Source organism: Curtobacterium sp. SORGH_AS_0776, assembly GCF_031453355.1.
Taxonomy (GTDB): domain Bacteria; phylum Actinomycetota; class Actinomycetes; order Actinomycetales; family Microbacteriaceae; genus Curtobacterium.
This window is the reverse complement of record NZ_JAVIYU010000001.1, coordinates 3,654,452-3,680,788: the sequence shown is the minus strand read 5'-3', so window position 1 is coordinate 3,680,788 and position 26,337 is coordinate 3,654,452. Positions and strand designations below refer to the sequence as shown.

At 72.4% G+C, this 26,337-nt stretch carries 27 protein-coding genes; 10 read left to right on the top strand and 17 right to left on the bottom strand.

Annotation, left to right across the window (positions count from 1 at the left end):
• Positions 1–4: 4 nt before the first annotated feature.
• The gene (locus QE359_RS17940) at positions 5–1,447 is read right to left on the bottom strand and encodes a cation:dicarboxylate symporter family transporter (protein ID WP_309780191.1); all 1,443 of its coding nucleotides are present in this window, start codon (positions 1,445–1,447) and stop codon (positions 5–7) included.
• A 188-nt stretch (positions 1,448–1,635) separates the two neighbouring features.
• Here QE359_RS17940 and QE359_RS17935 point away from each other — a divergent pair, with 188 nt between their 5' ends.
• The 6 genes from QE359_RS17935 (at position 1,636) to QE359_RS17910 (ending at position 9,533) form a co-directional block, all read left to right on the top strand.
• Complete coding sequence (locus QE359_RS17935) at positions 1,636–3,294, top strand: ATP-binding protein (protein WP_309780190.1); 1,659 nt, start codon at positions 1,636–1,638, stop codon at positions 3,292–3,294.
• Positions 3,291–3,971: a response regulator gene (locus tag QE359_RS17930; protein ID WP_309780189.1), complete on the top strand. Its 681-nt coding sequence runs from the start codon at positions 3,291–3,293 to the stop codon at positions 3,969–3,971. The genes QE359_RS17935 and QE359_RS17930 overlap by 4 nt, the downstream gene beginning before the upstream one ends.
• 213 nt (positions 3,972–4,184) lie before the next feature.
• Entirely contained in the window at positions 4,185–5,852 is a 1,668-nt protein-coding gene (locus QE359_RS17925; RefSeq protein ID WP_309780188.1) for an ABC transporter substrate-binding protein, read from the top strand.
• On the top strand, positions 5,849–7,603 hold the full coding sequence (locus QE359_RS17920) for an ABC transporter ATP-binding protein (RefSeq protein ID WP_309780187.1): 1,755 nt from the start codon (positions 5,849–5,851) through the stop codon (positions 7,601–7,603). The genes QE359_RS17925 and QE359_RS17920 overlap by 4 nt, the downstream gene beginning before the upstream one ends.
• Positions 7,600–8,538: an ABC transporter permease gene (locus tag QE359_RS17915; RefSeq protein ID WP_071295585.1), complete on the top strand. Its 939-nt coding sequence runs from the start codon at positions 7,600–7,602 to the stop codon at positions 8,536–8,538. Before QE359_RS17920 ends, QE359_RS17915 begins: the two co-directional genes overlap by 4 nt.
• Positions 8,535–9,533 carry an ABC transporter permease gene (locus QE359_RS17910; RefSeq protein ID WP_309780185.1) on the top strand — a complete coding sequence of 333 codons (999 nt, stop codon included), beginning with the start codon at positions 8,535–8,537 and terminating at the stop codon, positions 9,531–9,533. The genes QE359_RS17915 and QE359_RS17910 overlap by 4 nt, the downstream gene beginning before the upstream one ends.
• Here QE359_RS17910 and QE359_RS17905 read toward each other — a convergent pair.
• The 10 genes from QE359_RS17905 to QE359_RS17860 form a co-directional block, all read right to left on the bottom strand.
• Positions 9,530–10,066 (bottom strand): hypothetical protein, encoded by a 537-nt coding sequence (locus tag QE359_RS17905; protein WP_309780183.1) that lies wholly within the window; start codon positions 10,064–10,066, stop codon positions 9,530–9,532. The genes QE359_RS17910 and QE359_RS17905 overlap by 4 nt on opposite strands.
• Complete coding sequence (locus tag QE359_RS17900) at positions 10,063–11,391, bottom strand: DUF58 domain-containing protein (RefSeq protein WP_309780182.1); 1,329 nt, start codon at positions 11,389–11,391, stop codon at positions 10,063–10,065. The genes QE359_RS17905 and QE359_RS17900 overlap by 4 nt, the downstream gene beginning before the upstream one ends.
• A complete protein-coding gene (locus QE359_RS17895) occupies positions 11,388–12,419 on the bottom strand; it encodes a MoxR family ATPase (protein WP_309780180.1) in 1,032 nt (343 codons plus the stop codon). The genes QE359_RS17900 and QE359_RS17895 overlap by 4 nt, the downstream gene beginning before the upstream one ends.
• The gene (locus QE359_RS17890) at positions 12,416–12,952 is read right to left on the bottom strand and encodes a hypothetical protein (RefSeq protein ID WP_309780179.1); all 537 of its coding nucleotides are present in this window, start codon (positions 12,950–12,952) and stop codon (positions 12,416–12,418) included. The genes QE359_RS17895 and QE359_RS17890 overlap by 4 nt, the downstream gene beginning before the upstream one ends.
• Positions 12,949–13,737: a DUF4129 domain-containing protein gene (locus tag QE359_RS17885; protein ID WP_309780178.1), complete on the bottom strand. Its 789-nt coding sequence runs from the start codon at positions 13,735–13,737 to the stop codon at positions 12,949–12,951. Before QE359_RS17885 ends, QE359_RS17890 begins: the two co-directional genes overlap by 4 nt.
• Positions 13,738–13,746: 9 nt before the next feature.
• Positions 13,747–14,016: a hypothetical protein gene (locus QE359_RS17880; RefSeq protein WP_309780177.1), complete on the bottom strand. Its 270-nt coding sequence runs from the start codon at positions 14,014–14,016 to the stop codon at positions 13,747–13,749.
• 99 nt (positions 14,017–14,115) lie between these two features.
• Complete coding sequence (locus QE359_RS17875) at positions 14,116–15,075, bottom strand: prenyltransferase/squalene oxidase repeat-containing protein (RefSeq protein ID WP_309780176.1); 960 nt, start codon at positions 15,073–15,075, stop codon at positions 14,116–14,118.
• Positions 15,076–15,260: 185 nt separating this feature from the next.
• Positions 15,261–15,716, bottom strand: coding sequence for a DUF2087 domain-containing protein (locus QE359_RS17870; RefSeq protein ID WP_309780175.1), 456 nt, complete (start codon positions 15,714–15,716; stop codon positions 15,261–15,263).
• Positions 15,716–17,035 (bottom strand): GNAT family N-acetyltransferase, encoded by a 1,320-nt coding sequence (locus tag QE359_RS17865; RefSeq protein WP_309780174.1) that lies wholly within the window; start codon positions 17,033–17,035, stop codon positions 15,716–15,718. Before QE359_RS17865 ends, QE359_RS17870 begins: the two co-directional genes overlap by 1 nt.
• Positions 17,036–17,154: 119 nt before the next feature.
• On the bottom strand, positions 17,155–17,649 hold the full coding sequence (locus tag QE359_RS17860; protein ID WP_309780173.1) for a MarR family transcriptional regulator: 495 nt from the start codon (positions 17,647–17,649) through the stop codon (positions 17,155–17,157).
• Between the two features lie 90 nt (positions 17,650–17,739).
• Here QE359_RS17860 and QE359_RS17855 point away from each other — a divergent pair, with 90 nt between their 5' ends.
• Positions 17,740–18,669 carry an NADP-dependent oxidoreductase gene (locus QE359_RS17855; RefSeq protein ID WP_309780172.1) on the top strand — a complete coding sequence of 310 codons (930 nt, stop codon included), beginning with the start codon at positions 17,740–17,742 and terminating at the stop codon, positions 18,667–18,669.
• A gap of 51 nt (positions 18,670–18,720) precedes the next feature.
• Here the strand turns inward: QE359_RS17855 and QE359_RS17850 are convergent, their stop codons facing one another.
• Entirely contained in the window at positions 18,721–20,244 is a 1,524-nt protein-coding gene (locus QE359_RS17850; RefSeq protein ID WP_309780171.1) for a cryptochrome/photolyase family protein, read from the bottom strand.
• Positions 20,245–20,409: 165 nt separating this feature from the next.
• On the opposite strand from QE359_RS17850, the gene QE359_RS17845 reads away from it, so the two are divergent.
• Positions 20,410–21,279 (top strand): SDR family oxidoreductase, encoded by an 870-nt coding sequence (locus QE359_RS17845; RefSeq protein ID WP_309780170.1) that lies wholly within the window; start codon positions 20,410–20,412, stop codon positions 21,277–21,279.
• 8 nt (positions 21,280–21,287) lie between these two features.
• On the opposite strand, the gene QE359_RS17840 is transcribed toward QE359_RS17845, so the two are convergent.
• The 5 genes from QE359_RS17840 to QE359_RS17820 all read right to left on the bottom strand — a co-directional run bounded on the left by QE359_RS17840 (position 21,288) and on the right by QE359_RS17820 (position 24,634).
• Entirely contained in the window at positions 21,288–21,815 is a 528-nt protein-coding gene (locus tag QE359_RS17840) for a hypothetical protein (protein WP_309780169.1), read from the bottom strand.
• Between the two features lies 1 nt (position 21,816).
• The gene (locus QE359_RS17835) at positions 21,817–22,461 is read right to left on the bottom strand and encodes a signal peptidase I (protein ID WP_309780168.1); all 645 of its coding nucleotides are present in this window, start codon (positions 22,459–22,461) and stop codon (positions 21,817–21,819) included.
• On the bottom strand, positions 22,458–23,351 hold the full coding sequence (locus QE359_RS17830) for a hypothetical protein (protein WP_309780167.1): 894 nt from the start codon (positions 23,349–23,351) through the stop codon (positions 22,458–22,460). The genes QE359_RS17835 and QE359_RS17830 overlap by 4 nt, the downstream gene beginning before the upstream one ends.
• Positions 23,348–23,944, bottom strand: a complete 597-nt coding sequence (locus QE359_RS17825) for a TasA family protein (protein ID WP_309780166.1) — start codon at positions 23,942–23,944, stop codon at positions 23,348–23,350. Before QE359_RS17825 ends, QE359_RS17830 begins: the two co-directional genes overlap by 4 nt.
• Positions 23,945–24,079: 135 nt before the next feature.
• Entirely contained in the window at positions 24,080–24,634 is a 555-nt protein-coding gene (locus QE359_RS17820; protein ID WP_070419449.1) for an alternate-type signal peptide domain-containing protein, read from the bottom strand.
• 345 nt (positions 24,635–24,979) lie between these two features.
• On the opposite strand from QE359_RS17820, the gene pnuC reads away from it, so the two are divergent.
• Both pnuC and QE359_RS17810 read left to right on the top strand, forming a co-directional pair.
• A complete protein-coding gene (pnuC, locus tag QE359_RS17815) occupies positions 24,980–25,645 on the top strand; it encodes a nicotinamide riboside transporter PnuC (protein ID WP_309780165.1) in 666 nt (221 codons plus the stop codon).
• A gap of 56 nt (positions 25,646–25,701) precedes the next feature.
• Entirely contained in the window at positions 25,702–26,334 is a 633-nt protein-coding gene (locus QE359_RS17810; RefSeq protein ID WP_309780163.1) for a TetR family transcriptional regulator C-terminal domain-containing protein, read from the top strand.
• The last annotated feature ends 3 nt before the right edge of the window (positions 26,335–26,337 follow it).

Here is a 26,337-nt window from a genome sequence, read left to right as displayed (position 1 = left end):
TCCGTCATCGGCGTTCGGCGCGGGCCGCTCGGTCCTCGTCGGCTCCGACGATCGTGCGGACGGCCTCGGTGGAGATCCGTTCGTCCCCGGTGCCCGCGGTCGTGACGGGGGCGGCGCCGTGGTCGTCCGCCGACATCGTGCGCTCGTCGAACGGCGCGGCCCCGGAGAGGACCCGCTCGACCTGGTCCTTGTCGACCTCACGGGTCCAGGTGCCGACGAGCAGGGTCGCCACGGCGTTGCCGGTGAAGTTCGTCAGGGCACGTGCCTCGGACATGAACCGGTCGATGCCGACGATCAGGCCGACGCCGTTGACGAGGTCCGGACGGTGCGCCTGCAGTCCACCGGCGAGCGTGGCCAGGCCGGCGCCGGTGACTCCCGCGGCGCCCTTCGACGCGATGATCATGAAGACCAGGAGCGAGATCTGCTCCGGGATGTCGAGCGGGGTGCCGAGTGCGTTCGCGATGAACAACGAGGACATCGTCAGGTAGATGGCGGTGCCGTCGAGGTTGAACGAGTACCCGGTCGGGACCGTCACGCCGACGACGGGCTTGGAGACGCCGAGGTGCTCCATCTTCGCGATCAGGCGGGGCAGGCTGACCTCGCTGGACGACGTCGACACGATGAGCAGGTACTCGCGGCCGAGGTACTTCATGACGCGGAAGATGTTGATGCCGGTGACGATCCGCAGCAGGGTGCCGAGCACCCCGACGATGAACACCGCGCACGTGATGTAGAAGGCGACCATGAGCGTGCCGAGGGCGACGAGCGCCGAGACGCCGGTCGCGCCGACCACCGCGGCGATCGCGCCGAAGGCACCGACCGGGGCGACCCACATGATCATCGCGAGCACCCGGAACACGAGCGCCTGGATGTGCCGGATGCCGGTGAGGACGGGGGTGCCCTTCGACCCCATCGCCTGCAGGGCGAAGCCGACGAGCAGGGCGACGAACAGGGTCTGCAGGATGCTGCCGCTAGTGAGCGAGGACACGAGTGTCGCCGGGATGATGCTGAGCAGGAACCCGCTCGTGGAGGAGGCGTCCTCCGTGGCGGACGTCGACGCAGGCGGCTCGTAGGTGGCGTTCGACAGGTCCAGGTGGTCGCCGGGGTGGATGAGGTTGCCGACGACCAGGCCGATCGCGAGCGCGAACGTGGACATCGCGATGAAGTAGCCGAGCGCCAGGCCCCCGACCTTGCCGACCGTCGCCGCCTTCGCGATCGAGCCGACGCCGAGGACGATCGTGCAGAAGATGACCGGCGCGATCATCATCCGGATCAGGGCGATGAACCCGTCGCCGATCGGCTTCAGCCCGACGGCGAAGTCGGGCGCGGTGAGCCCGACGACGATGCCGGCGAGGACGGCCACGACGACGGCGATGTAGAGCCAGTGGGAGCGGTCGATGCCGCGGCGCCGCGACGTGCGGGGCTGGGACGTGCGCAGTGAGGCCATGAGACTTCCTTGTCGTCAGGACCGGGGCACCATCGCTCCGGTCGGCTCGTGCTGGGGAGCACGGCCCCACACTCGTGCACGTCGGGACGATCGGGGGATTTGCGTTCATAGCGTTCACGGCGCCGCAGCGGGATCCCGTCCCGTGCGTCAGAATGGTGCTCCCGCAACGACGCGAGGAGGGTCGAGCAGTGGCACCGAGACGATGGAGCATCGCACGGCGGCTCTTCGCGCTGCAGCTGCTGTTCGTCGTCGTCGGCGTCGCGGTCGGCGGGCTCTGGAGCTGGCGGTCCGCCCGGGCCGACCTCGAGTCCAGCGCGGCGGAGAAGTCCACCGCGGTCGCGGTGTCCGTGGCCCGCAACCCGTTCGTCGTCGACCAGGTGACCGGTCCGGATCCGTCGCGCGAGCTCGAACCGTACGCGCTCGACCTGATGCGCCGGACGCACACCGACTTCATCACGATCATGGCTCCGGACCGCACCCGGTTCACGCACCCCGACCCGTCGGAGATCGGCCGACCGTTCCTCGGCACGACCGCTCCTGCCCTCGCGGGCGGGACCTTCACCGAGACCTCGTCCGGCACGCTCGGCCCGTCCGTCCGCGCGGTGACGCCGATCACCGACGACGACGGGCGGGTCGTCGGGCTCGTCGCCGCGGGCGTGACGGTCGCGAACATCACGGACGCGCTCGTCCCGCGACTCGTGGGCGTCATCGGGCTGGCCGCCGTGGTCGTGGCGGTGTCGGCGCTCTTCACGTGGCTGCTCAGCCGCTACCTCGACCGGGTCACGGCGGGACGCGGACCCGAGGAGCTCGCCCGCGTGTTCGCGTCGTACTCCGGGGTGCTGCACTCCGTGCACGAGGGTCTCGTCGTGGTGGACCGTTCCGGGAAGATCGTGCTGCACAACGACCGTGCCGCTGAACTCCTGCACCTGCCGGCACCCGACGACCACCAGGAGCCGATCCCCGTCGACGCGCTCGACGTGCCGGACGGGCTGCGCGCGCTGCTGCGGTCGGGTGACCGTGCCGTCGACGAGGTCCACGAGACCGCCGACCGGGTCCTGATCGTCAACCAGGAGCTGGCGTTCGCGCGGACGTCGACGAAGCCGCTCGGCACGGTCACGACGATCCGGGACCAGACCGAGCTGCTGCACCTGTCCGGGGAGCTCGCGGCGACCCGGACCCTCACCGACGCGCTGCGGTCGCAGACGCACGAGTTCGCGAACCGCATGCACGCCGTGGTCGCGCTGATGGAGCTCGGCCGGGTGGACGAGGCGATCCGGTTCGCGTCGGACGAGATCGAGCGGGCAGCGGACCCGACCGCGGCGGCTGTCGCGGACGCCCACACTGCGGACTCCGACCGGTCGGGTTCCCCGCGCGAGGTCGTCATCGCCCTGCTGCGTGGCAAGCAGGCACAGGCACGCGAGCGCGGCGTCGACCTCGTCGTCGACACCGGGCGCCTCGCCGACCGGGTGCCGGTGGACCAACGGGACGTCGTCACCGTGCTCGGGAACCTCGTCGACAACGCCATCGACGCGGTCTCCGAGACGTGCGGCCCCGGCGGTGCCGACGAGCAGGACACCGTCCGGCGACCGCTCGTCCGGGTGACCGTCGCGACCACCGACGGCACGACCCGCGTGGTCGTCGCGGACAACGGGTCCGGGATCGTGGACGTCGAGTCCGCGTACCGGCGCGGGTGGTCGACGAAGGCGGCCGGCCCGGAGGGACGTGGCTTCGGGCTGGACCTGGTGCGGTCGACGGTCGCTCGCCTCGGCGGTTCGGTCGCCGTCGAGACCGGCTCCGGCGGCAGTACCTTCACGATCGAGCTCGCGCCGCGGGGAGCCCGCGTGTGACCGATCCGATCCGCGTCCTCGTCGTCGAGGACGAGCCCCTCACCGCCGAGGCGCACGCCGCGTACGTCGGTCGGCTGGACGGGTTCGTCGTCGTGGCGACGGCAGCCGACGGACGCGAGGCGCTCGCCGCCGTGGCAGCACACGCACCGGACCTCGTGCTGCTCGACTTCAACCTGCCCGACGCCCACGGTCTGCAGCTGGTCCGTGCCCTCCGCGCAGCCGGGTCGGCGGTGGACGTGATCGCGGTCACGGCAGCGCACGACGCCCGAGGCGTCCGGAACGCCATCGCGCTCGGGGTCGTGCAGTACCTCGTCAAGCCCTTCAGCTACCGGACCTTCGCCGAACGGCTCACCACGTACCGTGCGTTCCGCCTCGGGTTCGACGACCGCCGCACCCTGACCCAGGCCGACATCGACGAGCGCCTCGGCTCACTGCGACCGGCGGGACAGCCGGAGCTCGCGAAGGGCATCGCTCGCGAGACGCTGCAGGCCGTCCGCGAGGTGCTGGTGCAGGCCGGCGGCGGGGTCTCCGCCACCGAGGTCGCGTCGACCACGGGCACGTCGAGGGTCACGGCGCGTCGGTACCTGGAGCACCTCGTCGATGCGGGTCAGGCGGACAAGGACGTCCGGCACAGCGGTCCGGGGCGGCCGGAGTACGAGTACCGCTGGACCCGGTGACGCCCCGAGACGTCGGGGCGGACGCATCGGGAATGCCGTGGTGCCCGGCCGGAGTTGGACCGTTACGCCGTGCGACGTCCAGCGCACGCGAGATTCGGACGGGTACTCCTCCGGATGTCAGGATGGACGACGCCCGGTGACCCGACCCGGGACACCCCAGGCGACCACTCCGCGGCCGTCGAGCACAACCTTCCCCACGAGGAGCACCCCGTCATGAGACGCCCCACGCGCCTGACCATCACCGCTGCGGTCGCCGCAGCCGCAGCCCTGGTTCTCACCGGCTGCTCGGGCGGGGGTGCCTCGGACGACGCCTCGGGCGGAACGTCCAAGGGCGGCACGCTCAACATCCTGACGACGGCCACCGCGGTGCACCTCGACCCGGCGACCAGCCAGAACCTCAACATCACGACGCTCGGCCTGGTGCTGCGTCGCCTCACCGCGTGGGACGTCGAGCCCGGCAAGACGGCCAAGGTCGTCCCGGACCTCGCGACGACCACCGGCGACTCGAGCGACGGCGGCAAGACCTGGACCTACCACCTCAAGAAGGGGCTGAAGTTCCAGGACGGCACCGAGGTCACCACGAAGGACATCAAGTGGGGCATCGAGCGCTCGTTCGCGCCGACGCTCACCGGTGGCCTGAGCTACCACAAGTCGCTCCTCGTCGGCGGTGACAGCTACAAGGGTCCGTTCGACGGCAAGACCCTCGACAGCATCGAGACCCCGGACGACTCGACGATCGTCTTCAAGCTCAACGCGGCGTACGGCGACTGGCCGTGGATCGTGTCGATGCCCGCGTTCGCCCCGGTTCCCGAGGGCGACGGCACCGACACCGGTGCGTACGACGCCAAGCCCGTCGCCTCCGGCCCCTACGAGGTGCAGTCGAACACGCAGGGCTCGCAGATCACCCTCGTCCGGAACGAGGAGTGGAGCGCGAAGACCGACGACGTCCGCACCGCCGGCCCGTCGAAGGTCGTGTTCAAGGAGAGCCAGGACCCGTCGACCGTCACCCAGACGCTGATCGCCGACAACGGTGACGCGAAGGACTCGTTCGGCGCGACGTACCTCGGTGCTGCGGAGCTGAACCAGGTCCGCTCGAACCCGGCCGCCCAGGACCGCCTCGCCACCTCGAAGGCCGGCCCGATCAACTACCTCGCGATCAACACGCAGAAGGGCTCGCTCAAGGAGCTCAAGGTCCGGCAGGCGCTGCAGTACGCCGTCGACAAGAAGTCGTACCGGATCGCCGCCGGTGGTGCCCTCGCCGGCTCCTACGCGACGACGCTCATCACGCCCGGCATCGCGGGGCGCCAGCAGTACGACCTGTACGAGCCCGGCTCCACCGGTGACGTGGCGAAGGCGAAGAAGCTCCTGCAGGAAGCGGGTGTCTCGGACCTCAAGCTGACCCTGGTGACGCAGAACGACTCGGCGAACCTGGCCGAGGCGCAGGCGATCCAGGCCGGCCTCAAGCGCGCGGGCATCACCGTGACGCTCAAGCCGCTCGACATCGACTCGTTCTACACGGCGACGACGGACGGCGACGACTTCGACCTCGCGATGTTCAGCTGGCAGCCGGACTTCCCGAGCGCGAACGCCAACATCCAGCCGCTGTACGACTCGTCGCAGATCGGTGGGGGCGGCTACAACGTCTCGAAGTACAGCAACCCCGAGGTCGACGCATTGATCAAGCAGGCGACGGGCACCATCGACCAGCAGGATGCGCAGAAGCTCTGGGCCGAGGCGGACAAGAAGATCATGGCCGACGCCCCGATCGTCCCGCTCACCTACGCGAAGCAGTCCTTCCTCGCCGGTTCGAACGTGCAGAACTTCCAGATCGCGGACTTCCCGGCGTACCCGAACTACCTCAAGGTCTCGCTCGCCAAGTGAGTGCACCGCTGCTCGAGGTCGAGGGGCTCCGCGTCGCGTTCGGCGACGCGGAGCCCGTCGTCCGTGACGTCTCCTTCACCCTGACGCCCGGCCGCGTGCTCGCCCTCGTCGGCGAGTCCGGGTCGGGCAAGTCCGTCAGCGCGATGAGCGTGCTCGGCCTGCTCCCGCCGGAGGCCCGCGTCACCGGCAGCATCCGCTTCCGCGGCACCGAGCTCGTCGGGGCGTCGGACGACGAGCTCCGAGCGGTCCGCGGTGCCGGCATCGGCGTCGTGTTCCAGGAGCCGATGAACTCCTTCACCCCCGTGCTCTCGATCGGCAGCCAGATCGCCGAGGCGATCACGGCCCACCCGACGGACCTCGACCGACGCGGTGTGTCCGCGCGGACCGACGAGCTCCTCCGCGCGGCGGGGCTCCCGGACCCGCAGCGGATCCGGAAGGCCTACCCGCACGAGCTCTCCGGCGGCCAGCTCCAGCGCGCGATGATCGCGATGGCCCTCGCCGGTGACCCGGTCGCCCTCATCGCGGACGAGCCGACCACCGCGCTCGACGTCACGGTGCAGGCGGGCATCCTCGACCTGCTCCGCACGCTGGGTCGCGAGCGCGACCTCGCCGTGCTGCTCATCACGCACGACATGGGCGTGGTGGCGGACGTCGCCGACGAGGTGCTCGTGATGCGGCGCGGCGACCCGGTCGAGCACGGGACCGTGGCCGAGGTGTTCGCGCACCCGGACGCCGAGTACACGCGGGCACTCCTCGCGGCGGTGCCGGCCCTGGAGGCGCGACCCACCTCCGCACCGCACGCTGCGGACACCCCTGTGGCCGAGACTCGGCCCAGCGGACGAGATGCGGACACGGACGCCGCGGAACTGTCCGCGGGGGTGAGTCTCGGGTCCCGCGACGCGAGCCGCGTGACGGAGACGAGCCGCGCCTCCCGGCCCCTCGTCGCGCAGCTGCGCGACGTCGCCGTGCGCTACGCGCGCCGCGGTGACCCCACCGTCTCCGGCATCGACCTGGCGCTCCGCGCGGGCGAGACGCTCGGACTCGTGGGGGAGTCGGGGTCCGGCAAGTCCACCATCGGACGTGCGCTCGCCGGTCTCGTGCCGGTCGTCGCGGGGTCCGTCGAGGTCGACGGCAGCGACCTCCGCACCGCTCGTGGTGCACGCCTGCGCGAGCTCCGCAGCCGGGTGGGCATCGTCTTCCAGGACCCCGCGTCCTCGCTCAACCCGCGACAGACCATCGGGTGGAGCATCGCCGAGCCGCTCCTCGTGCACGGCACGGCCTCGGCGGCGGACCGTGCCGAACGGGTCCGCGAGCTGCTCGTGGCGGTTCAGCTCGACCCGTCGTGGGCCGAGCGCTTCCCACACCAGCTCTCCGGCGGGCAGCGGCAGCGCGTGGCGGTCGCCCGGGCCCTCGCGCTCCGGCCCGCGCTCGTGATCGCCGACGAACCGACGTCGGCGCTGGACGTCACCGTGCAGGCCGCCGTGCTCGACCTCCTCGCCGCGTTGCAGCAGGACTTCGGCTTCGGCATGCTCCTCATCAGCCACGACCTCGCCGTGGTGCGGCAGCTCGCCGACGAGGTGGTCGTGCTGCACGACGGCCGCGTGGTCGAGCGCGGCACGACCGACGCCGTGCTGGACGATCCGCAGCAGGACTACACGCGCATGCTCCTCGCGGCAGCGCCCGTCGCCGACCCGGCGCGACAGGCCGCCCGCCGCGAGGCCTGGCGCGCGTGGGAAGGGGTGGCCTCGTGACCGCCAACGTCGTCGACCGTCCGGTCGCGGCAGCCGCGAACCGGAGCACCGGCTTCCGCGCCGTCGTCCGCCGCGTGCGTCAGGACCGCTGGGCGGTCGCGTCCGCGGTCGTCATCGTGGTGTTCGTCGTCGTCGCGCTCGCGGCGCCGCTCATCGCCGCCGTCACCGGCCAGGACCCGTACGGGTACCACATCGACGCGCTCAACTCGTTCGGCGCCCCGCGCGGGGTCGGCGGAGGGATCAGCGCCGAGCACTGGTTCGGGGTCGAGCCCCTGACCGGGCGCGACCTGTTCGCGATCGTCACCTACGGTGCCCGCACCTCGCTCGGCATCGGGATCGCCGCGACGATCGTCTCGATCGTCATCGGCGTGCTCGTCGGCGTGACGACCGGGTTCTTCGGCGGCTGGTACGACCGCGTCCTCTCCCGCGTCGTCGACGTCATCTTCGGCTTCCCGTCGCTCGTCTTCATGATCGCCCTGACCGCGATCGTCCCGACGTCGTTCCCGAAGCCCGTGCTCGTCGTCCTCGTCATCGGGTTCTTCGGGTGGCCCTCGGTCGCCCGTGTCGTGCGCGGGCAGACGCTGTCGCTCGTCACCCGGAACTACGTCGTCGCCTCCACCGCGATGGGTGCCGGGCGCTGGCACGTCATCCGGACGCAGCTGCTGCCGAACCTCGCCGCGACGATCACCGTCTACGCGACGATCTCGATCCCGTCGATGATCGGCGCCGAGGCCGCGCTGTCGTTCCTCGCCGTCGGCGTCACCCCGCCGACACCGTCGTGGGGTCGCAGCATCGGCGACGCGATCGGCTGGGTGCAGACCGACCCGATGTACCTCGTGTTCCCGGGCCTGGCGCTGTTCCTCATCACCCTGGCGTTCAACGTGCTCGGCGACGCCCTGCGCGACGCCCTCGACCCGCGGAGGAGCAACCGGTGACCACCTTCCGCTTCATCGCGATCCGCGTGCTCGGCGCAGCGGTCGTCCTGCTCATCGTGGCCGCGATCACCTACGCCCTGTTCATGCTGCTGCCGACGAACCCGGCGCGCGCGATCTGCGACAAGCCCTGCACGCCCGACCGGCTGCGCGAGGTGCAGGCGTTCCTCGGGACGGACAAGCCGTGGATCGCCCAGTTCGGGGCGTACCTCGCGGGCATCTTCACCGGGCGGACGTTCGGGTCCGGCGCCTCCGTCATCCACTGCGCGGCGCCCTGCTTCGGCTACTCGTTCCAGCTCCACGACAGCGTCACGAACCTCATCCTCACGCGCCTGCCCGTCACCGCGTCGATCGCGGTCGGCGCAGCCGTGCTCTGGCTCGTCGCCGGGGTGGCCGGTGGCGCGCTGTCGGCACTGCGCCGAGGCACGTACGTCGACCGGACGGTCATGACGATCGCCGTCGCCGGGGTGTCCGCGCCGTCCTACCTCGTCGGGCTGCTGGCGATCCTGCTGTTCGGGTTCGTCCTCGGCGTCCTGCCCACCAGCGGCTACGTCGCGTTCGGGGACGATCCAGTCGGGTGGTTCACGCACCTCGTCCTGCCGTGGTGCGTGCTCGCCTTCATCAGTGCGGCGATCTACGCCCGACTGACCCGGGGCGAGATGCTCGAGTCGATGTCGCAGGACTTCGTCCGGACCGCCCGCGCGAAGGGCCTCCGCGAACGCCAGGTCGTCGTGCGCCACGGGCTGCGGACGGCGATCCTCCCGGTCGTGACGCTGTTCGGGCTCGACCTCGGGTCGCTGCTCGGCGGTGCCGTCATCACCGAGAAGGTGTTCTCGATGCAGGGGCTCGGTGCGCTGCTCATCGACGCGGTGCACACGCTCGACCTCCAGGTCGTCGTGGGGTTCACGCTGTTCTCGGCGCTGCTCATCGTCACGGCGAACGTGATCGTCGACGTCGTGTACGCGTTCGTCGACCCGCGGGTGCGCCGCCGGGCCTAGCGCTCCGCGTCGTCTCCGGCGCGCAGCAGCGTCGGCACGAACAGGCCGATCGCGAGCGCCAGGAGCGCGGCCGTCCCGGCGATCGCCAGCCACACGCCGCCGACCGGGCCGGAGCCACCGAGGAGGGCGACGACCACGAACGCGACCGCCTGGCTTCCGACCTGCACGGCGACGAACCGCAGTGCCGACGGCAGGAGTGCGCGGAGCTGCACCCTGGCGGTGCGCGGCGTCCAGGCCCAGAGCAGGCTCGTGGCAAGGACGAGGTGCGTCGTCAGGAGGAGGACCGGGAGGTCCGTCCCGCCGATCCCGGCCAGGGCGAGCTGTCCCACGAGCAGCGCCGCGAACGGGCCGCGGGGCAGGACCGCTGCGGCCGCCGCGAGGACGACCGCGACGACGAGCCAGCCGCTCGCCCCGATCACGACGACCGACCCGACGACACCCGCGACCAGGCCGAGCGCACCGATCGTCCACGCCGGGACCGCCGGACCGATCGACGGTGCTCCGCTGCGCTCTGCGCGCGACCCGGCGGTCATCCGGTCCGCCGAGCGCGGCTGAGCAGACGGAGTTGCACGGCAGGGGCGTCCTCGTCACCGGTGCGCCAGTGGATCAGCTCGACGCCGGTTGCCGTCATCTCCGAGAGCCGGTCGGATCGTTCGAGGGCGATGAGCCGGGACGCAGTGCGTTCGTGACGGGTCGCTCGCCGGACGTCGGGCGACGGGAGCACGTCGACGGCCACGACCCGGTGGCCGGTCGCGGCCCAGGTCACCGCCATCGTCGACGCCTGGTCGTCGAGGAACGTCGACAGGACCACCACGAGGGACGCCGCCGGTACGAGCGGCATGCGTGCCGTGGTCGTCGCGTCTTGGCGCGGCGTCGCCGCGGCGATCGTCGTGCGGAGCCGCTCGAGGTGCCGGGTCCCGCCGCCGGGTTCGACCGACCGCGCGGTGCCGGCGAGGTCTCGGAAGCCGACCCGGTCTCCGGCGCTGATGTACGCGGTGGCGAGGGAGACGGCGGCTTCGCGTGCGAGGTCGAGCGACGTCGCCTGCTGTCTGCCGTGCCGGGCGCCGCTCCACTCCGTGACGTCGGCGCCGAGGTCGTCCCGGCTGTCGAGGACGAGCACGACGAGGGCGTCCGCCGTGGCGAAGGTCCGGCGCACGTAGAGCTCTCCCGGGCGCTCGGCTCGCCGTGCGGTGCGCCGCCAGTCGATGCGCCTGAGCCGGTCGCCCGGGGCGAAGAGCGCGACGTCGCGGAACTCGCCGCCGTCACCGGGGCGGGCTGAGTCGTGCGGACCGGTGATGCCCGTCACCCGGCTCGGCATCGGCAGGTGCTGCACGCGCAGGTGCGGTGGCGGGACGACCGCGGACCGCACCGGGCCCGCCGCCGGCACGGAGACGGCGGTGCCGCCCCGACCGAGGAGCGACAGGTGCGTCCGCAGGATCTCCTGGGGGCCGGAGTGCGTGACCGGGACGGTACCGGTGAGCCGCCTCGCGCGGCGAGGGTCGACCACGACGACGTGCCGTCGGTCGCCGGCGACGCGGAACTCGACGGCGACGGCCTCCGCGGCGGACGGCAGGTCGACCTCCGTTCGGTACGCCACGCCCTCGCCGGAGTCGGACGGCACGAGCGTGGTCGTGGTGCGGACGGGCGTCGTGTCGAGTCGGGGGCGGACGCCGAAGGCGGCGGTCACGAGTGCCGGCAGTGCCACGACCGCGAGCTCGGGACGACCGGTGAGGAGAGCGAGCCCTGCGAGCAGCACGCCGACGGCGAGCCCCGAGACCAGCGCCGGGTTCCGGACCCAGAGCGGCGCGGTCCCTGACCCGGAGGCGGGTCGGACCGACGGCTCGTCGGGAACGCTCACCGTGCCTCCAGGCCGGACACTGGCCGCCCGCCGGACGCTCCCGACCCGACCACCGGCGGCCCCGGCACCTGCGCGACGATGCCCCGCACGATCACCGCGGGGTCCACGCCGTTCGCCCACGCCTGCGGCGTCAGCGAGATCCGGTGCGCGAGCACCGCGACGGCCGCGGTCTTGACGTCCTCCGGGGTGACGAAGTCGCGCCCGTCCATGACGGCTCGCGCACGGCCGACGAGCATGAGCGCCTGTGCGCCGCGCGGCGACGACCCGACCTGCACGTCGCGGTGGGTGCGCGTCGCGGCCGCGAGGTCGACGCAGTACAGCGCGATGTCCTCGTCGACGTGCACCCCCTCGACCGTCGCCTGCATGCGCAGCACGTCGGTCGCGTCGACCACGGCGGAGACCGTCGCGACCTCCTGCCGCCGGCCGATCCGGTTGAGGAGCACCTGCTGTTCCCCCTCGCGCGTCGGGTACCCGACCGAGAGGCGCACCATGAAGCGGTCGAGCTGGGCCTCCGGGAGGGCGTACGTGCCCTCGTACTCGATCGGGTTCGACGTCGCGATGACGTGGAACGGCCGGGGGAGCGGGAAGCCCTCGCCCTCGACCGTGACCTGTCCCTCGGCCATCGCCTCGAGGAGCGCCGACTGGGTCTTCGGCGACGTCCGGTTGATCTCGTCGGCGAGGAACATCCCGGTGAAGACGGGGCCCGGGCGGAAGACGAAGTCCGCGGTCGCCGGGGCGTAGACGAACGATCCGGTGATGTCGGCGGGCAGGAGGTCCGGGGTGCACTGCAGACGGCGGAAGTCGAGACCACACGCGGCCGCGAGGCTCCGCGCCGCGAGCGTCTTGCCGAGGCCGGGGACGTCCTCGAACAGGACGTGGCCGCCCGCGAGGATGCTCGCGAACGCCAGCTCGAGCGGCTCCCGCATCCCGACGACGACCGCGCTGACCGTGTCGAGGACGTCGCGGGCGCGCGCGGCGACATCGGCGATGGGCAGGGACGGTGCGCTCGGTGTCTGGGGGTCGGTCACGGGTGCCTCTCGATCGTGGTGTGGTCGGTGGTGCGCTGCTCGGTGGCACGCCCGGTGCCGTGTTGCTCGGGCGCGGGTCCCAGCGTCTCGAGCGCGGTGAGGACGTTCCCGAACGCGACGAGGTCGATCTCGGACCGCCGCTCGCCCACGAGGACGGCGACCACTCCCGACGGCAGGACGGCATCGATCGCCGTCCGGTCGCGCGGGTCGTCGAGGTCGAGTCGGTGGCGCGTCCACAGGCGGTGTCGGGCCACCGCACGCGCTCGGGCGAGCGTCCGCTCCGGCACGCCGCCCCGGGCACGCAGCGCCCACGCCGTCTCGGACAGGTCGCGTCGGGCACCGGGTTCGGACCGGACGGGAGGCACGGGCCAGGTCAACGGGACGTCCTCACGGACCGCGCTCCACGTCAGACCCACCGCGGCGACGACGCCGCCCACGGCGAGCGACTGCACGACGCCGACGCCGAAGAACCACGTCATCGCCGCAGCCACGACGGCGAGCACGAGCACCCCAGCGGTGCGGCGGCGTGTCACGGGCGGCCCGTCGCCGTGTCGGCGTCCGCCGGGGTCGTGGCCGACGTGTCCGCCCGGGTGTCGGCCGGTGCCTCGGCCCACTGGCCGTCGAGCGTTCGCAGCGCGGCACGGACGTCGGCGACGTCGGCATCGGTCGCCGGGGTCCCGCCGAAACGCACCGCGAGGTAGCAGCGACGAAGGGTGCCGAGGGCGGTCTCGTCGACGTCGAGCCGTCGCAGGATCCGCGTCGTGAACTCGGTCGGCGTCTCCGCGGCCTCCCGACGGAACCCGGCGTCCTCTGCCGACTCCTGCAGGCCGAGCCACGCCGCGGTGACGGCGTCGGACGGGTCGCGGGGTCCGGACAGCACCTCGAGGGCACGACCGATCCCGCGACGCAGGTGCTGGCGTCCGACCTCGGTCGAGGGATCGGCGGGCACCTCGACCGCGAGGCCGGCCACCTCGATCGCACCCGGGCGCGTGCGACGGCGTCGCTTCCTCACGAGGTGCAGGACCACGAGCACGAGGAGGGCGGTGCCGATCACCCCCAGGACGACGAGGACCCACGATGTGTCGACGTGCTGGGCTGCCGGAGCTCCGAGCGTCTGCGGCTCGTCGGTGGTGGGCGGTGAGACGGTCGGCTCGACGACCGGTGCGCGGGCCGGGGCGACCGCGGGGGACCAGCGGGCGCCGGTCAGGACGGGGCGCGCTCCGAGTCCGGCGGCGATGACGACCAGCGCGCCGAGGGTGAAGGCAGCGACGGGGACGAACGGGAAGCCGCCGCGGTGCGGACCGTCGTCGTTCGCCATGCCGTCACGCTACCCCGGGTCGAGCGGGCTCAGCCGTCGACCGGCTCGGCGGACCGTGCAGCCCGGACGACCTGCCAGACCGCGAGGGCGACGACGGCGGGCCCCAGCTGCCCCGGCGATCCACGATCCGGCGACCCCGAGCACGGGTTCGGTCTCGCAGGAGCTCGTGCCCTGGCCGGGCGCGGCATCGGAGCAGCTGGTCACCTGGACCATGACCAACCACAGCACCGTCACGACCACGATGACGGCGACCGTGCTCCACCCCACCACTCGCTCCACGATCCGCTCCGTCCCCGACGTCATCAGTGACGACCAGGCTCGCACGGTCCGGGCCACCCGTCGGTCTCGATCGCGCAACAGGACGCGGCCGTCGAGGGCTCAGTCGCCGTCCCACCACCGCAGCACGCGCGTGCCCACGAGCGTGAGCCAGCGGGACGGCTCACCGGCCGGCACGTCCACCTCGAACCACTGCCGGCCCGGCGGGCGGACGCCCTGGAGCCACCGTCCGTCAGCACCACAGGCAGCGCGGACCACCTCGATCGCCTCGGCGGCGCGGGGGTCCGGTTCCGCCTCGTCACGGAGCGCCGCGGCCCGGAAGTGGTCGGTCGCGCGGAGCACGCTGTACTTCCAGCGGAACGGGTACGCGAACTCCGCGGCCCAGGGGCCGACGAGTGCTCCGTCGGACTTCCGGTGGAGCAGTCGTCGGTCGAGGAGGTAGTCGGCGCCTCGGTGTCGGGCGTCCCGGAGCTCGGCCGCGCGGGGATGCCGTCCGTCGGTCAGGACCTCGTGCTGCAGGAGCCCCTCGAGCACGTTGAGGGTCGAGTGGAACGACGAGACCGTGGAGCCCTCGACCCACTCGCAGTTCCACCCGCCGTCGGGCTGCTGGTGTTCGAGCACCCAGTCGGCGATGCCGTCGACGTCGGCGCCGAGCCACGCGCCGTTCGCGAGGGTGAAGGCGTTGATGCAGCAGTCGACCTCGCCGCCCCAGTACGGCAGGTTGTCGTACTCCCATCGGCTGTTCGCGTCGAGCCGTGCGGCGGTGTCGCCGAGGACCGCGGCGTCCAACCCCCACTCGCGCAGGGCGTTGAGGGACCAGGTCGTCGCGGTGTACGGCTGCCCGGGTCCCTCGGGCTCGGGTTCGGCGGGGAAGTACGCGCCGCCTGCCCACTGTCCGTCGGGGTCCTGGTGGGCGAGGAGTGCGGCGCCGAGGCCCTCGGTCGCGACCCGTGCACGCGTGGCCTGCCAGGTCGGTGCCGGCGCGCCGACGATGTCCCGTTCCACCTGCCACCGCAGGGCCGGGTCCGAGTCGAGGAGCCAGTCGACCACCGTGTCGTCCATGGCGCGCCAGACTACGCCGACCACGGCGCGCGGCCGGGTCCGCACAACGGAAGTCGATCGGAGCCGTGCGTTCCCGTGGTTCGCGCGCACTTCGGTTGTGCGCCACCGCGCCGAACCGCGCCCGACGCGGCGCGCGCGGCAGCGCAGCGCCGCGCAGCGCTGCGCTGCCGCGCCCCGCGCCCGCGTCAGCCGACGGAGCGGTACGACGCCCCGTCGTCCGTCCGCACGAGCACGCCGAGGTCCACCGCGTCCCGCCGCACGATCGCGACGTCCTCGGCGAACATGGCGATCGCGGCGTTGAGCACCGGCTCGGGGACCGGCCTGCCCGTGCCGAGCCGCTCGAACACGAGCTCGACGATGCGCACGGACAGCGGGTGGCGCTGGTCGTCCGGCACCGGCATCCGGGCGATCCGGTCGAACTCGAGCAGCGCCGCCGGCCCCTGCAGCCGCTGCAGCTCCTGCGCCGTCCGCCCGAGGAGCGCCGTGTCGGGTCCGTCGTCGCCGATCCAGTCGAAGGCCGCGACGGCAGCAGTCGTCCGCTCGTCGAGGGCTGCGCCGCCGACGATCGCGGACCGGAGCGACGGGCTCGCCAGCACCGCGACGGCCTGGCGAGCCCGTGCGACCGACTCGCGGAGGGGCATCAGAAGTACGTGATGCCGTGCGGCGTCCGCGGCGGAGTCAGCATCGCCCGCAGGAGTGCCGGCGCCGCCGGGTCCGCCGCGCGGAGGAGCCCGGCCGCCGCGAGCGTCGTCGGCGACACCGACCCGATGAGCAACGCACCGAGGTCCGCGACGTCGAGCTGGAGGTCGGACCCGGCCGCGTCGGCGTCGTCGGCGGTCTTCGTCACGGTGCCCCGCGCCTCCTGGACGTCCAGCCGGTACGTGCCGGAGGCGAACCCGAGCGCATCCGTCACGGCGAGCGTCAGCGAACCGTCGACGGCGTACGGACGCGATGCGAGCACCCGCTCGACGTCGAGGACGCGCAGCCAGACGTGGTCCTCCTCGTGGTCGACGTCGTACGCGCGGTTGTCGCCGAGCGCGGCGACGATCGGGTCGTCGAGCCGCGACCGGTTGTACCTGACGACGTCGTTGAGGTCGATCGAGAGCAGGAACTCCCAGAGCGACAGGTAGGCGTCGTCGGTCGCGTAGACCAGGTCGACGACCTCGAGCGTGGTGTCGCCGTCGCGGCTCTCCTTGACGCGCCAGGTCACGTAGCCGTCGAGCTCGTCGGAGTCGTCCGGGCGGTGCACGGCTGCGCGGACGTCCTTCGCCTGCTCACCGTCGCCGTTGCGCAGCCCGAACACGATGGGCCAGGTGCCGGTGTTGCGCACCATGGAGCCCGGCGTCCGCGCGTTGAACCGGTCGAAGACGGCACGGCCGGGACCGCCGGCGAGCCACTCGGGCGTGACGACGCTGACGACACCGGTGGTCGGTGCGAGGAGTGGGAGCGCACGCTCGCGGCGGACCCGGACAGCCCGCTCGCGGATCGCGCTGCCGAAGCCGAAGCGGCGGTAGATGGTGCCCTCCGACGCGGTCAGCGAGGCCATGGCGTAGCCCTCGGCGACACCGCGCGCGAGGGCGTGCGTCATCATCGCGCGGAGGATCCCGCGGCGACGCTCGGTCGGTCGGACGGTCACGGCGGAGATCGCCTGGGTGTCGATCGACGAACCGTCGCCCCAGCTCAGCTCCTTGCCGAACCAGGCGAAGGTACCGGCCGGCCAGGTCTCGTCGACGGAGCCCGGGGCAGGTCGGCGGACGTACGCGCCGAGCCAGGTCTCGTCGTCCTCGATGAAGTGCGCGACCATCCGCGCCGCCGCCTCGTCGCCGGGGTGCGGTTCGTGGAACCCGAGTCCGACGGCCTGCATCCAGGCCTCGGTCTCGGCGTTCGGTGCCCCCTGCTCGTCCGTCCCGGGCGCGAAGGCGCGCAGCTCGTAGCGGTCGTCGAATGCCTCGTTGCTCACGTTCCCGACCCTATCGGGGTCCGGTGACGGAACGACAGGCGCGACGAGCGGGCCAGGAGGCGCGGGTCGTCCCCGCCACGCGCCGCACGCGGGCTCGGGTCACGCCGTCGCGCGTCGGCTCACCTCGCGGCGCGGCGGGACGCCGATCGGGGCGGGTTCTTCCGGAGGTGCTCGCTGATCCGGCCGAGGATCCGGTCGAGCTCCGCGGCGTCCTCGTCCGTGATCGGTGCGAACAGCAGCCCGTGCACCGTGCCGATGTGCCCGGGGAACACCGCGGCGAGGACGGCTCGCCCGTCGTCGGTCAGCGACACCACGGTGCTGCGCTCGTCGTCCGGAGAGGGGCCGCGCGTGACGAGTCCGCGCTGCTCGAGCAACTGCGCCTGGTAGGTCAGCCCGCTGCGGCTGTAGACCACCCCGTCGGCGAGGTCCGTCATCCGCAGGTGCCCGTCGGGGGAGTCCCCGAGTCGTGCCAGGAGCTGGAACTGCACGTACGACAGCCCGCCCACGTCCTTGAGCTGCTGCTCGACCGAGGGGCGCAGGAGCGCACTGACCTCGGTGAACGACAGGTAGGCGCGCAGCTGCGTCGGCGTCAGGGACGAGGGGGTTCCGGACATGATCCGATCCTACCTGTTGCTTCGAGTTCGAAGCAGTGTTACGGTTCCATCAATCGCTTCGAATTCGAAGCAAATGACGGAGGAGTCATCATGAAGGCAGTGCAGTTCCACGAGGTCGGCGGTCCCGAGGTCCTCACCTACGGCGACGTCGACCAGCCCACCCCCGGCCCGGGCGAGGTCCTCGTCCGGGTCACGGCATCGGCGTACAACGCGGCGGACAACGGCATGCGCGCCGGCTTCCTGCCCATCCCGGTCGCCCTGCCCCACGTCCCCGGGTACGACGTCTCCGGCACGGTCGCGTCCCTCGGCGACGACGTCACGGACCTGGCGGTCGGCGACGCGGTGGTCGGCTTCCTGCCGATGGAACGCGACGGCGGAGCGGCCGAGTACGTCGTCGCTCCGGCGGACGCGCTCGTCGCCGCCCCGACGAGCATCCCGCTGGCGGACGCGGCTGCGCTGCCGTCGGTGGCGCTCACGGCGTGGCAGGCCCTCTTCGACGACGGTCGGCTCGAGGCCGGGCAGCGCGTGCTCGTCGTCGGCGCGGGCGGTGTGGTCGGGAAGTACGCGATCCAGCTCGCGAAGCGCGCCGGTGTCGAGGTCATCGCCACGGCCAGCCCGCGCAGCGCCGACGCCGTCCGTGCCGCCGGTGCCGACCAGGTCGTCGACCACACCACGACCGACGTGCTGCAGGCGGTCGACGGGCAGGTCGACGTCCTGCTCAACCTCGCCCCGATCGAGCCGGAGCAGTTCGCCTCGTTCGTGGCCGCGGTCCGCGACGGGGGTGCGGTCGTGAGCACGACGGCGTTCATGGCGACCCCGGGGGACGAGTCCCGCGGGGTCCGTGCTGCGACGGTGTTCGTGCTGCGGAACCGCGAACGGCTGTCCGAGCTCGTCCGGCTCGTCGACGCCGGGGAGCTCACGGTCGAGGTGACGCGGCGCATCCCGCTGACCGAGCTGCAGGCGCTGCACACCGAGGGCGCCGCCGGACGGATCGCCGGCAAGGTCGTCGTCCTCGTCTGAGCGACCAGCGACCCGGTGGGGGGATCGTGACCCACCACCGGGCCGGGCGCGTCAGGGGGAGCCGCGCCGCGCCTCCTGGGCCACCACCTCGTCGAGGTCCGCCAGCTGCCGCATCTGCTGGAGCGGACGGGCCATCCGGTTGTTGTCCCGCAGGGCGGGCTCCGTCCGCGCGAGGAAGGCCCAGTAGCCCGCGGTGAACGGGCAGGCGTCCTCGCCGAGCCGCTTCGTCGGGTCGTAGCGGCACCCGCCGCAGTGGTCCGACATCCGGTCGATGTACCGACCACCGGACGCGTACGGCTTCGTCGCGACCATCCCGCCGTCGGCGTGCTGGGACATCCCGATGATGTTCGCGGGCATCACCCAGTCGGTCCCGTCGACGAACACGTCCGTGAACCACTCGGTGAGGTGCACGGGGTCGTACCCGCGCTGCAGCGCCCAGTTGCCCAGCACCATGAGCCGCTGGATGTGGTGCAGCCAGCCGTGGTCGTGCAGGCCCTCGATCGCGGTGCCGAGGCAGGCGGCCTCGACCCGGGACGCGTCGAGCTCCCGCCACCACCGGGGGAGCCGCTCGTGAGCTCCGAGGGCGTCCTCCGACGCCCCGTAGTCGTCGCCGAACCACCAGTAGAGGTGCCAGACGTAGTCGCGCCACCCGGCGATCTGCCGGATGAACCCCTCGACGCTCGCGAGCGGGGCGTCGTCGTCGCGGTGGGCCACGAGTGCCGCCTCGATCGCATCGCGCGGGTCGAGGACACCGAGGTTCATCGGGACGCTGAGCAGCGAGTGCGCCATGGTCCAGTCGTTCGTGAGCGTGGCGTCCTCGAACGGGCCGAAGTCGTTCAGCCGGGTGCGCACGAAGTCGTCGAGGGCGTGACGGGCCTCGTCGGGCGTGACCGCGAAGCGCCGACGGTCGTCCGCACCGACGAAGCGGGCGATGCCGTCCCGCTCCCAGCGGTCGAGGTCGCGCCGGACCTCCTCGTCGACCTCGTCCTCCTCGGGCCACCACGGTTCCGGGAGTCCGAGCGTGGTCGCACCCTTCGGCGGCGACTCCCGGTTCTGCTCGTCGAGGCTGAACCTCCCGCCGACGGGCGCGTCCGAGCGCATCAGCCAGCCCTCGCGACGACGGACCCGCTCGTAGAACGTCTCCATCCGGAAGCGAACGGTGCCCTGCGCGGCCCACTCGGCGAACTCGTCCTCGTCGGTCACGAAGCCGCGGCTCGGCAGCACCTCGGTGCCCCTGCCCCAGTGCCGCACCTGTGCGCGGAGCGTCCGCGACGGCGGGTCGACGACCTCGAGGTCGTCCCGGCCGACCAGCGCCTGGCGGAGCGTGTCGACCTGCACGTGCTCGACGCGGTCGCCCTCGCCCCGGTCGCGGAGGTCGCGGACCAGGTGCCGGAGCGCACTCAGCCACAGGTGCGCCTTCGCACGGTGCACGGGACGCGCGGTGAAGAACTCGCGGGCCTCGACCACGAGGAGCGGGCCGCCGTCGTCGAAGTCCGGGCCGTACTGTCCCGGCAGGATGAGACGCCGGCGCCGTTCGGAGCGTCGGTCGGCCGGGGCGGTGCGCGCGTCCGTCATGCGGCGGACGGTACGCGAGCACGCCGGTGCGGGCCCGGGACGTCCCCCGACTCCACGGCGGTTCCGCGGGCGCGCCGTCCTGTGTAGGGTGGCCGACATGCAGTGCCGCTGAACCCGCTTCCGACTCCCTCCAGTGCCCCCGTCGGGGCCGTCGAAAGGTTCAGCATGCCCGCATCCACCCTGCCCCTCGCCGGCAAGACCGCCCTCGTCACCGGTGTCTCACGACGCCGTGGCATCGGGTTCGCCGTCGCGTCGAAGCTCGCCGACCTCGGCGCGAGCATCGTCGTGCACCACCACCGCCCGCACGACCTCGACCTGCCGTGGGGCGGCGACGACCTCGACGCCGTCCGCGACGGACTGCGCGGACACCTCACCGAGGGCGCCCGGTTCGCGGACGTCCCCGGCGACCTGTCCGATCCCTCCGTGATCCCGGAGCTGATCGACACCGCGACGGCACTCACCGGCCGCCTCGACGTCCTCGTGTGCAACCACGCCAAGAGCGGGGACGACGGCAGCATCCTCGACATGACCCCGGAGCGGCTCACCGCCTTCTGGGAGGTCAACACCCGCGCGACGATGCTGCTGACCGCCGAGTTCGCCCGGCGCCGCGCACCGCGGACGGACGAGCCACGACGGCCGGGGGACCGGATCGTGGGGACCGGCCCGTACGCCGAGGCGCAGGGGCACGTGTTCTGGATGACCTCGGGACAGATCCACGGGGCGATGATCGGCGAGGTCGCGTACGCCGCGAGCAAGGCCGCGCTCGCCGGGGTGACCGCCACGGTCGCGAAGGAGCTGCTCGAGCTCGGCATCGTGCTCAACACCGTCAACCCCGGGCCGGTGAGCACGGGTTACATGGACCCGGAGACCACGGACCGGTCGCTCGACGGCCTCGACGAGTACCTGGCGAGCACGCCGTTCGGTCGCGTCGGGACGCCGCAGGACCCGGCCGAGCTCATCGGGTGGCTCGCGTCGTCCTCCGGCAGTTGGGTCGTCGGGCAGGTCCTCACCTCGGACGGCGGCTTCAGTCTGTGACGTGGTGGTCAGTCGGTCGTGCCGCGCGGGGGATCGACCAGCAGCCCGACGCGGTCCGCCAGGTACGCCTCGAGCGGGACGGCGGCGCCCGCGGTGGGGGACCAGCGGACGAACGGGCCGCCGTCGTCGACGAACAGCACGCCGTCCGAGCCGACGAGCGACCCGTCGACCGGGATCGGCGTCGCGCCGTGGTTCACGGTGTCCCCGGGCTCGAAGTGCCCCTTCTGCGCCGCTGCCCGGTAGGCCCGACGGACCTCGGCGGAGACGGACACGAACTGCGACCGCCCGGGTTCGGTGACGCGCGTGATCCGTCCGGTCGCCCACACCCGGCCGTCGGTCTCGGGGGAGGACCCGAGCAGCAGCGCGCCGACCCGCCACACGCGGCCGAGCGATCGGATGGTGGGCTCGCGGCGGATGCCGAGCACGGCCTTCGGCTCGACGTACTCGCCGAGGGCCTCGTCCGGGACGTCGGCGTCGCGGAGCCGTCGCGCCGCGTCGTCGAGCAGCGCCCTCGCCCGTTCCACGCCGTCCGTCACGTCACCCGAGCGTAGCCCGGTGGGTGCCGCGACCGCGTGGTCCCCGCCCGTCGGCGTCGCCCGCGGCGCGTCGGCGACGCACGGCCGACACGGTGCCGATCGTGACCATGACGGCGCCGTACGCCAGCAGGACCCCAGCGATCGCGGGCACGAGCCACGAGCGCGACCCGTTGACGAGCTGGTTCACCAGGCCGATGTCCGGCAGGCTGTACCAGACGACGCCGCGTACCTGGGCAGCCGTCACCGGTGCGGGATCGGCGAGCGCGTTGTTGTCGCCCCTGAGCGTGAACGTCCGGGACCCGTCCGACGACGACGCGACCGAGACCACCCGGTGGCTGATGACCGCCGGCTGCCCGGACGTGATCTGGTAGGTCACGACGTCGCCGATGCGGATGTCCTCGACGGGCGTCGGCCGGACCACGAGGAGCGTGCCGGGCGGCAGCGTCGGGTCCATCGACTGCGTGAGGACGGTGAGCGGCGTGGACCCGGTCGCCTTCGGTACGACGATGAGCACGACGGCGAGCCCGGCGACGATGACGAGCAGCCCCGTGCTCAGCCCGAGCGCGATGGCGTGGACGACCGCACGCCAGCCGGTGCGCGGCGGGCGCCGGGCGCGCCGGGCAGCGCCGTCGGTGGCCGCGCTCATGCGCCGCACCGGACGGCCGCCCCGTCGTTCTGGGTGAAGAGGGTGATCTGCCCGGTCCCGACCACGGTGCTCGTGGGGTTGCCCGCGCTGTCGAGGATCTTCACGGTGATCAGCACCGGGCCGCTCGTGGCGACGCTCGCGGGGATCTGGCTCGGCGCGATGGTGAAGCGGCCGTAGTAGTCCTGCTGCTTCGGGGCGACCATCGTGGACGCGTCGCGCCCGGCGTAGGCGCCGTACCAGGTGTCCTTCGGACGGGACGAGGTGGCCCAGGCGACCTCGACGTAGTTGCCGCTGTGGTCCGTGCACGTGAGGGCGGGCATGGCGGCGGAGGTGTTCAAGTAGAAGCCTCCGGACACGATGCCCGAGCTCCACGTGCCGGCCGTCACCGTGAGGTTCACGTTCACGTTCGCGGTGCTCGAGGCCGGCGCGGACGAGGACGGCGTGCTGCGGGTGCACCAGACAGCACTGGCGCCGGCGGCGAGCTTCGTGGTCAGGCTCGGCAGCGACGCCCAGGTGCCGGAGACGGAGCCGGTGCCGACCGAGGTCGACGCCGTGCAGGCCGCGGTCCCGGTCACGGGCCACGCGACGACGCTCACGGCCTGTGCGAGAGCGGTCGAGCTGCCGGACACGACGGAGACGGTGGTGGTGGCGGTGCCGGCGAGCGACCCCGCGTTGGTCAGGGTGAGCGGCTTCGTCGTGCTCGTCACGCTCGAGGAGAACGTGGTCGTCATGTCGCTCGTGCCGGTGAGGGACGCCCCGGTCTTCCCGATGGTCACGCTCGAGGCCGTCGTGCCGGTCGCGCTCCAGAGCGCCCACGCGGCGGACGACCCGCCGACGACGAACGCCAGCGCGAGCAGCCCGGCGAGCACGGTGCGGAGTCGGCGGCTCATGCGCTGACCTGCGTCCCGGTCACGGTCAGGGTGAAGTCGGTGACGGCCCCGGCGACGGTCTGCGGTGCGTCGGCGTCGAGGTCCATCTCGACGCACCCGACCGCGCTCGCGCCGGCCGCGAGGGTGAACGAGCCGCTGCCGGTGTCGAAGGCAGCGATCCGTCCGCTCGCGCCGGACAGGCCGGTGCGGCAGTCGGCGGTGCTGCCGACCACCGCGAGGCGCAGGGTCAGTTCACCGAGCACCGCAGCCGGGGTCGCGTTCGTGGCGTAGGCGACGTTCGTCGAGGTGGTGGCGACCCGCATGGTGAGCGGGATCGAGCCGGTGTTGCGGACCGTGAACGTGCCGGTGACGCCGCCACCAGGACCGAGGACGGACGTGTTCATCGCGGAGAGCGGGCCGGTGGCGATGGTGGCGGTCGCGGACCGCACCGTCGAGGCCGAAGTGCTGGCGGTGCCGTTCCAGAGCGCGTAGGTGCCGCCCGTGCCGAGCAGCGCCGTCACGACCGCGACGACCAGGGCGAGGGCAGTGGGCCAGATCCACCGGTGACGACGCGGCGCCGCGTGGCGTCCGCTCGTCCTCGGTGTGCTGGTCATGTCCGTCCCCTGGTCGTCGTGGTGGTGTGCACCGCCGTCCGGCGGTGCGGGTGGGCCAGGAGGCGCGTGGTCGCGATCGGCGGATCAGGGACCCATCGAGACCACGGGCTTCACGGCCCGGGTTGCTTCCGCGGGTCAGGAACCGATCGCGGTCTGGGTCAGCGTGAACGCGAGCGCGCCGACGTTGAGCGTGCCGCCCTGGCCCGTGGTGGCCGACGACGGCAAGGTGATCGTGAAGACGACCTTGACGGTCGAGGTCGCGGCCGAGGGGGAGACCACGAAGGTGTTCGCGTTCGCGGTCGACTGCACGACCGAGGCGCTCGACGAGGTCACCGCGAGGGTCTTCGTCGTCGCGGCGAGCAGGGCGCTGTCACCGGTGATGCTCTGGCTCGCGTAGGTGAGGTTCGCCTTGAGGTCCTGGCCGGTTGCACCGATCGTCAGGGTCTGCGTGAACTGGTACGAGTTGCCCGGCACCATGAGGGCGCTCGCCGGGTTGATCGTCGCGGAACGGCCGTTCGTGATGTCCGTCCAGACGCCGTCGTTGTTCGCGCTGAGGGTCAGCGATCCCGAGCTCACCGAGGAGGCCGCCGTGCTGGCGCTGGCGTTCCACAGGGCGAAGGTGCCCGCGCCGCCGAGGAGGAGGGCGACACCGGCGGCGCCGGCGATGGCACCGGTCACGATCTTGTGCATGAGGGGTCCGTTCTGCGCGTTCGGGCGCGCTGCGACCATCGGCAGTGCCGACGGGACGATGTCATCGACCCGAGGTTCGTGCGGGTCGCGGCTGACCTGTGCCGGAGAGCTGTCGCCGGGCTCCGCGACGTGACACGTCGCGGGCGGGCTGGACTCGCTCTGGTGTCGACGCTACCGGTCCCCAAAAGTGCGGACAAGTGGGAACATGCGTCTGAATGGACCCAGTACAGGGGTCAATTTCGTCCCCGAGAGTGCCGACACGGTTTGTACCCCGATCGGTCTCGGTCGTGCAAGGAATGCCGACCACCCTCGTACCGTTGCACCGTCCGGAAACGAGGAGGGCCCATGGGCATCGTGCGGTGGCTGTTCGACGCGCAGCTCGTCATCGGCGACCAGACCGTGCTCTGGCGCGAGGTGATCGGCAACGTGTTCGGCCTGCTCAGCGCCCTCGGTGGGATGCGCCGCAAGGTGTGGGCCTGGCCGGTCGGCATCGTCGGCAACGCCCTGCTCTTCACGGTCTTCATGGGAGCGCTCTTCGACACCCCCAACCCCGTGAACCTGCTCGGTCAGGCCGGACGCCAGGTGATGTTCATCATCGTGAGCGTCTACGGCTGGTACCGCTGGACGCACCGTCCTGACGACGCGACGACCGTGATCGAGCCGCGCTGGGCCTCCTGGAGGGCCCGTGGACTGATGGTCCTCGTCATGGTGGGCGGCACCGCCGTCCTGACCCCGGTGTTCCGCGCCCTCGGCTCGTACGAGCCGGTGTGGAGCGACGCCTGGATCTTCGTCGGCTCGCTGCTCGCCACCTACGGCATGGCCAAGGGCTGGGTGGAGTTCTGGCTGATCTGGGTCGCGGTCGACCTGGTCGGTGTGCCGCTCCTGTTCTCGGCCGGGTACTACGCCTCCGGGCTCATGTACGTGTTCTACGGCGTCTTCACCCTGACCGGGTTCTTCGTCTGGATGCGCCAGCGCACGAAGCCCTCGGCGGCCCCGGTCACGGTCGGCTGACCGAGGCCCCCGCTCTGGGACGAGACAAACCCTCGGGAACAGTGTGTGATGGTCGGATGGCACACCACCACGACGCGGCCTTCGAGGACGAACAGTCCCTGGCCGAACGGATCGTCCGCGCCGCGATCCGCGCCTACCGACTGCACCCGTTCGACTGCGTCGACGCCGAGGTGGTCGCCGAGGTCGCCGGCATCGAGGTGACCACGGTGGAGCGGCTCTTCCCGACGTGGGACGTGCTGCTGCTCGTGACCTACGACCGGTGGACGCAGCTGCGCGGGACGCGTCGGAGGAACCCGCCGACGTGCACGATCGAGCACGTCCGGATGACCCTCGCCGAGGACGTCGCCGACCCCGGCCTCGTGCGGGTGCTCGCCGGTGCCATCACGATCGCGGCGGCCGACACCGGCTTCGCCGAGCTCTTCCGCAAGCGCTTCGAGGAGTACGCCGAGCAGCTCTCGTCCGGGCTCGAGCGCGACGTCGAGTCCGGGTCCGAGCGCCTGGCGATCCCCGCCTACCAGGCCGCGACGCAGCTGCTCGCAGTGTACGAGGGGCTGCAGATCCAGATGCTCGTGCGCCCGCACATCGACGTGCTCGTGGAGTTCGACCGTGCCGTCCGCACCCTCCGTCAGGGGTGGCGCGAGCGCGAGGTGCGGGCGTGGGACCTCGACGAGGTCGTCCTCACCAGCTAGCCG

Coding starts and splice junctions, on each gene's coding strand:
- QE359_RS17940 (WP_309780191.1), bottom strand. CDS start 1,447: ATGGCCTCACTGCGCACGTCCCAGCCCCGCACGTCGCGGCGCCGCGGC.
- QE359_RS17925 (WP_309780188.1), top strand. CDS start 4,185: ATGAGACGCCCCACGCGCCTGACCATCACCGCTGCGGTCGCCGCAGCC.
- QE359_RS17905 (WP_309780183.1), bottom strand. CDS start 10,066: ATGACCGCCGGGTCGCGCGCAGAGCGCAGCGGAGCACCGTCGATCGGT.
- QE359_RS17885 (WP_309780178.1), bottom strand. CDS start 13,737: ATGGCGAACGACGACGGTCCGCACCGCGGCGGCTTCCCGTTCGTCCCC.
- QE359_RS17875 (WP_309780176.1), bottom strand. CDS start 15,075: ATGGACGACACGGTGGTCGACTGGCTCCTCGACTCGGACCCGGCCCTG.
- QE359_RS17870 (WP_309780175.1), bottom strand. CDS start 15,716: ATGCCCCTCCGCGAGTCGGTCGCACGGGCTCGCCAGGCCGTCGCGGTG.
- QE359_RS17860 (WP_309780173.1), bottom strand. CDS start 17,649: ATGTCCGGAACCCCCTCGTCCCTGACGCCGACGCAGCTGCGCGCCTAC.
- QE359_RS17855 (WP_309780172.1), top strand. CDS start 17,740: ATGAAGGCAGTGCAGTTCCACGAGGTCGGCGGTCCCGAGGTCCTCACC.
- QE359_RS17850 (WP_309780171.1), bottom strand. CDS start 20,244: ATGACGGACGCGCGCACCGCCCCGGCCGACCGACGCTCCGAACGGCGC.
- QE359_RS17845 (WP_309780170.1), top strand. CDS start 20,410: ATGCCCGCATCCACCCTGCCCCTCGCCGGCAAGACCGCCCTCGTCACC.
- QE359_RS17835 (WP_309780168.1), bottom strand. CDS start 22,461: ATGAGCGCGGCCACCGACGGCGCTGCCCGGCGCGCCCGGCGCCCGCCG.
- QE359_RS17830 (WP_309780167.1), bottom strand. CDS start 23,351: ATGAGCCGCCGACTCCGCACCGTGCTCGCCGGGCTGCTCGCGCTGGCG.
- QE359_RS17825 (WP_309780166.1), bottom strand. CDS start 23,944: ATGACCAGCACACCGAGGACGAGCGGACGCCACGCGGCGCCGCGTCGT.
- QE359_RS17820 (WP_070419449.1), bottom strand. CDS start 24,634: ATGCACAAGATCGTGACCGGTGCCATCGCCGGCGCCGCCGGTGTCGCC.
- pnuC (WP_309780165.1), top strand. CDS start 24,980: ATGGGCATCGTGCGGTGGCTGTTCGACGCGCAGCTCGTCATCGGCGAC.
- QE359_RS17810 (WP_309780163.1), top strand. CDS start 25,702: ATGGCACACCACCACGACGCGGCCTTCGAGGACGAACAGTCCCTGGCC.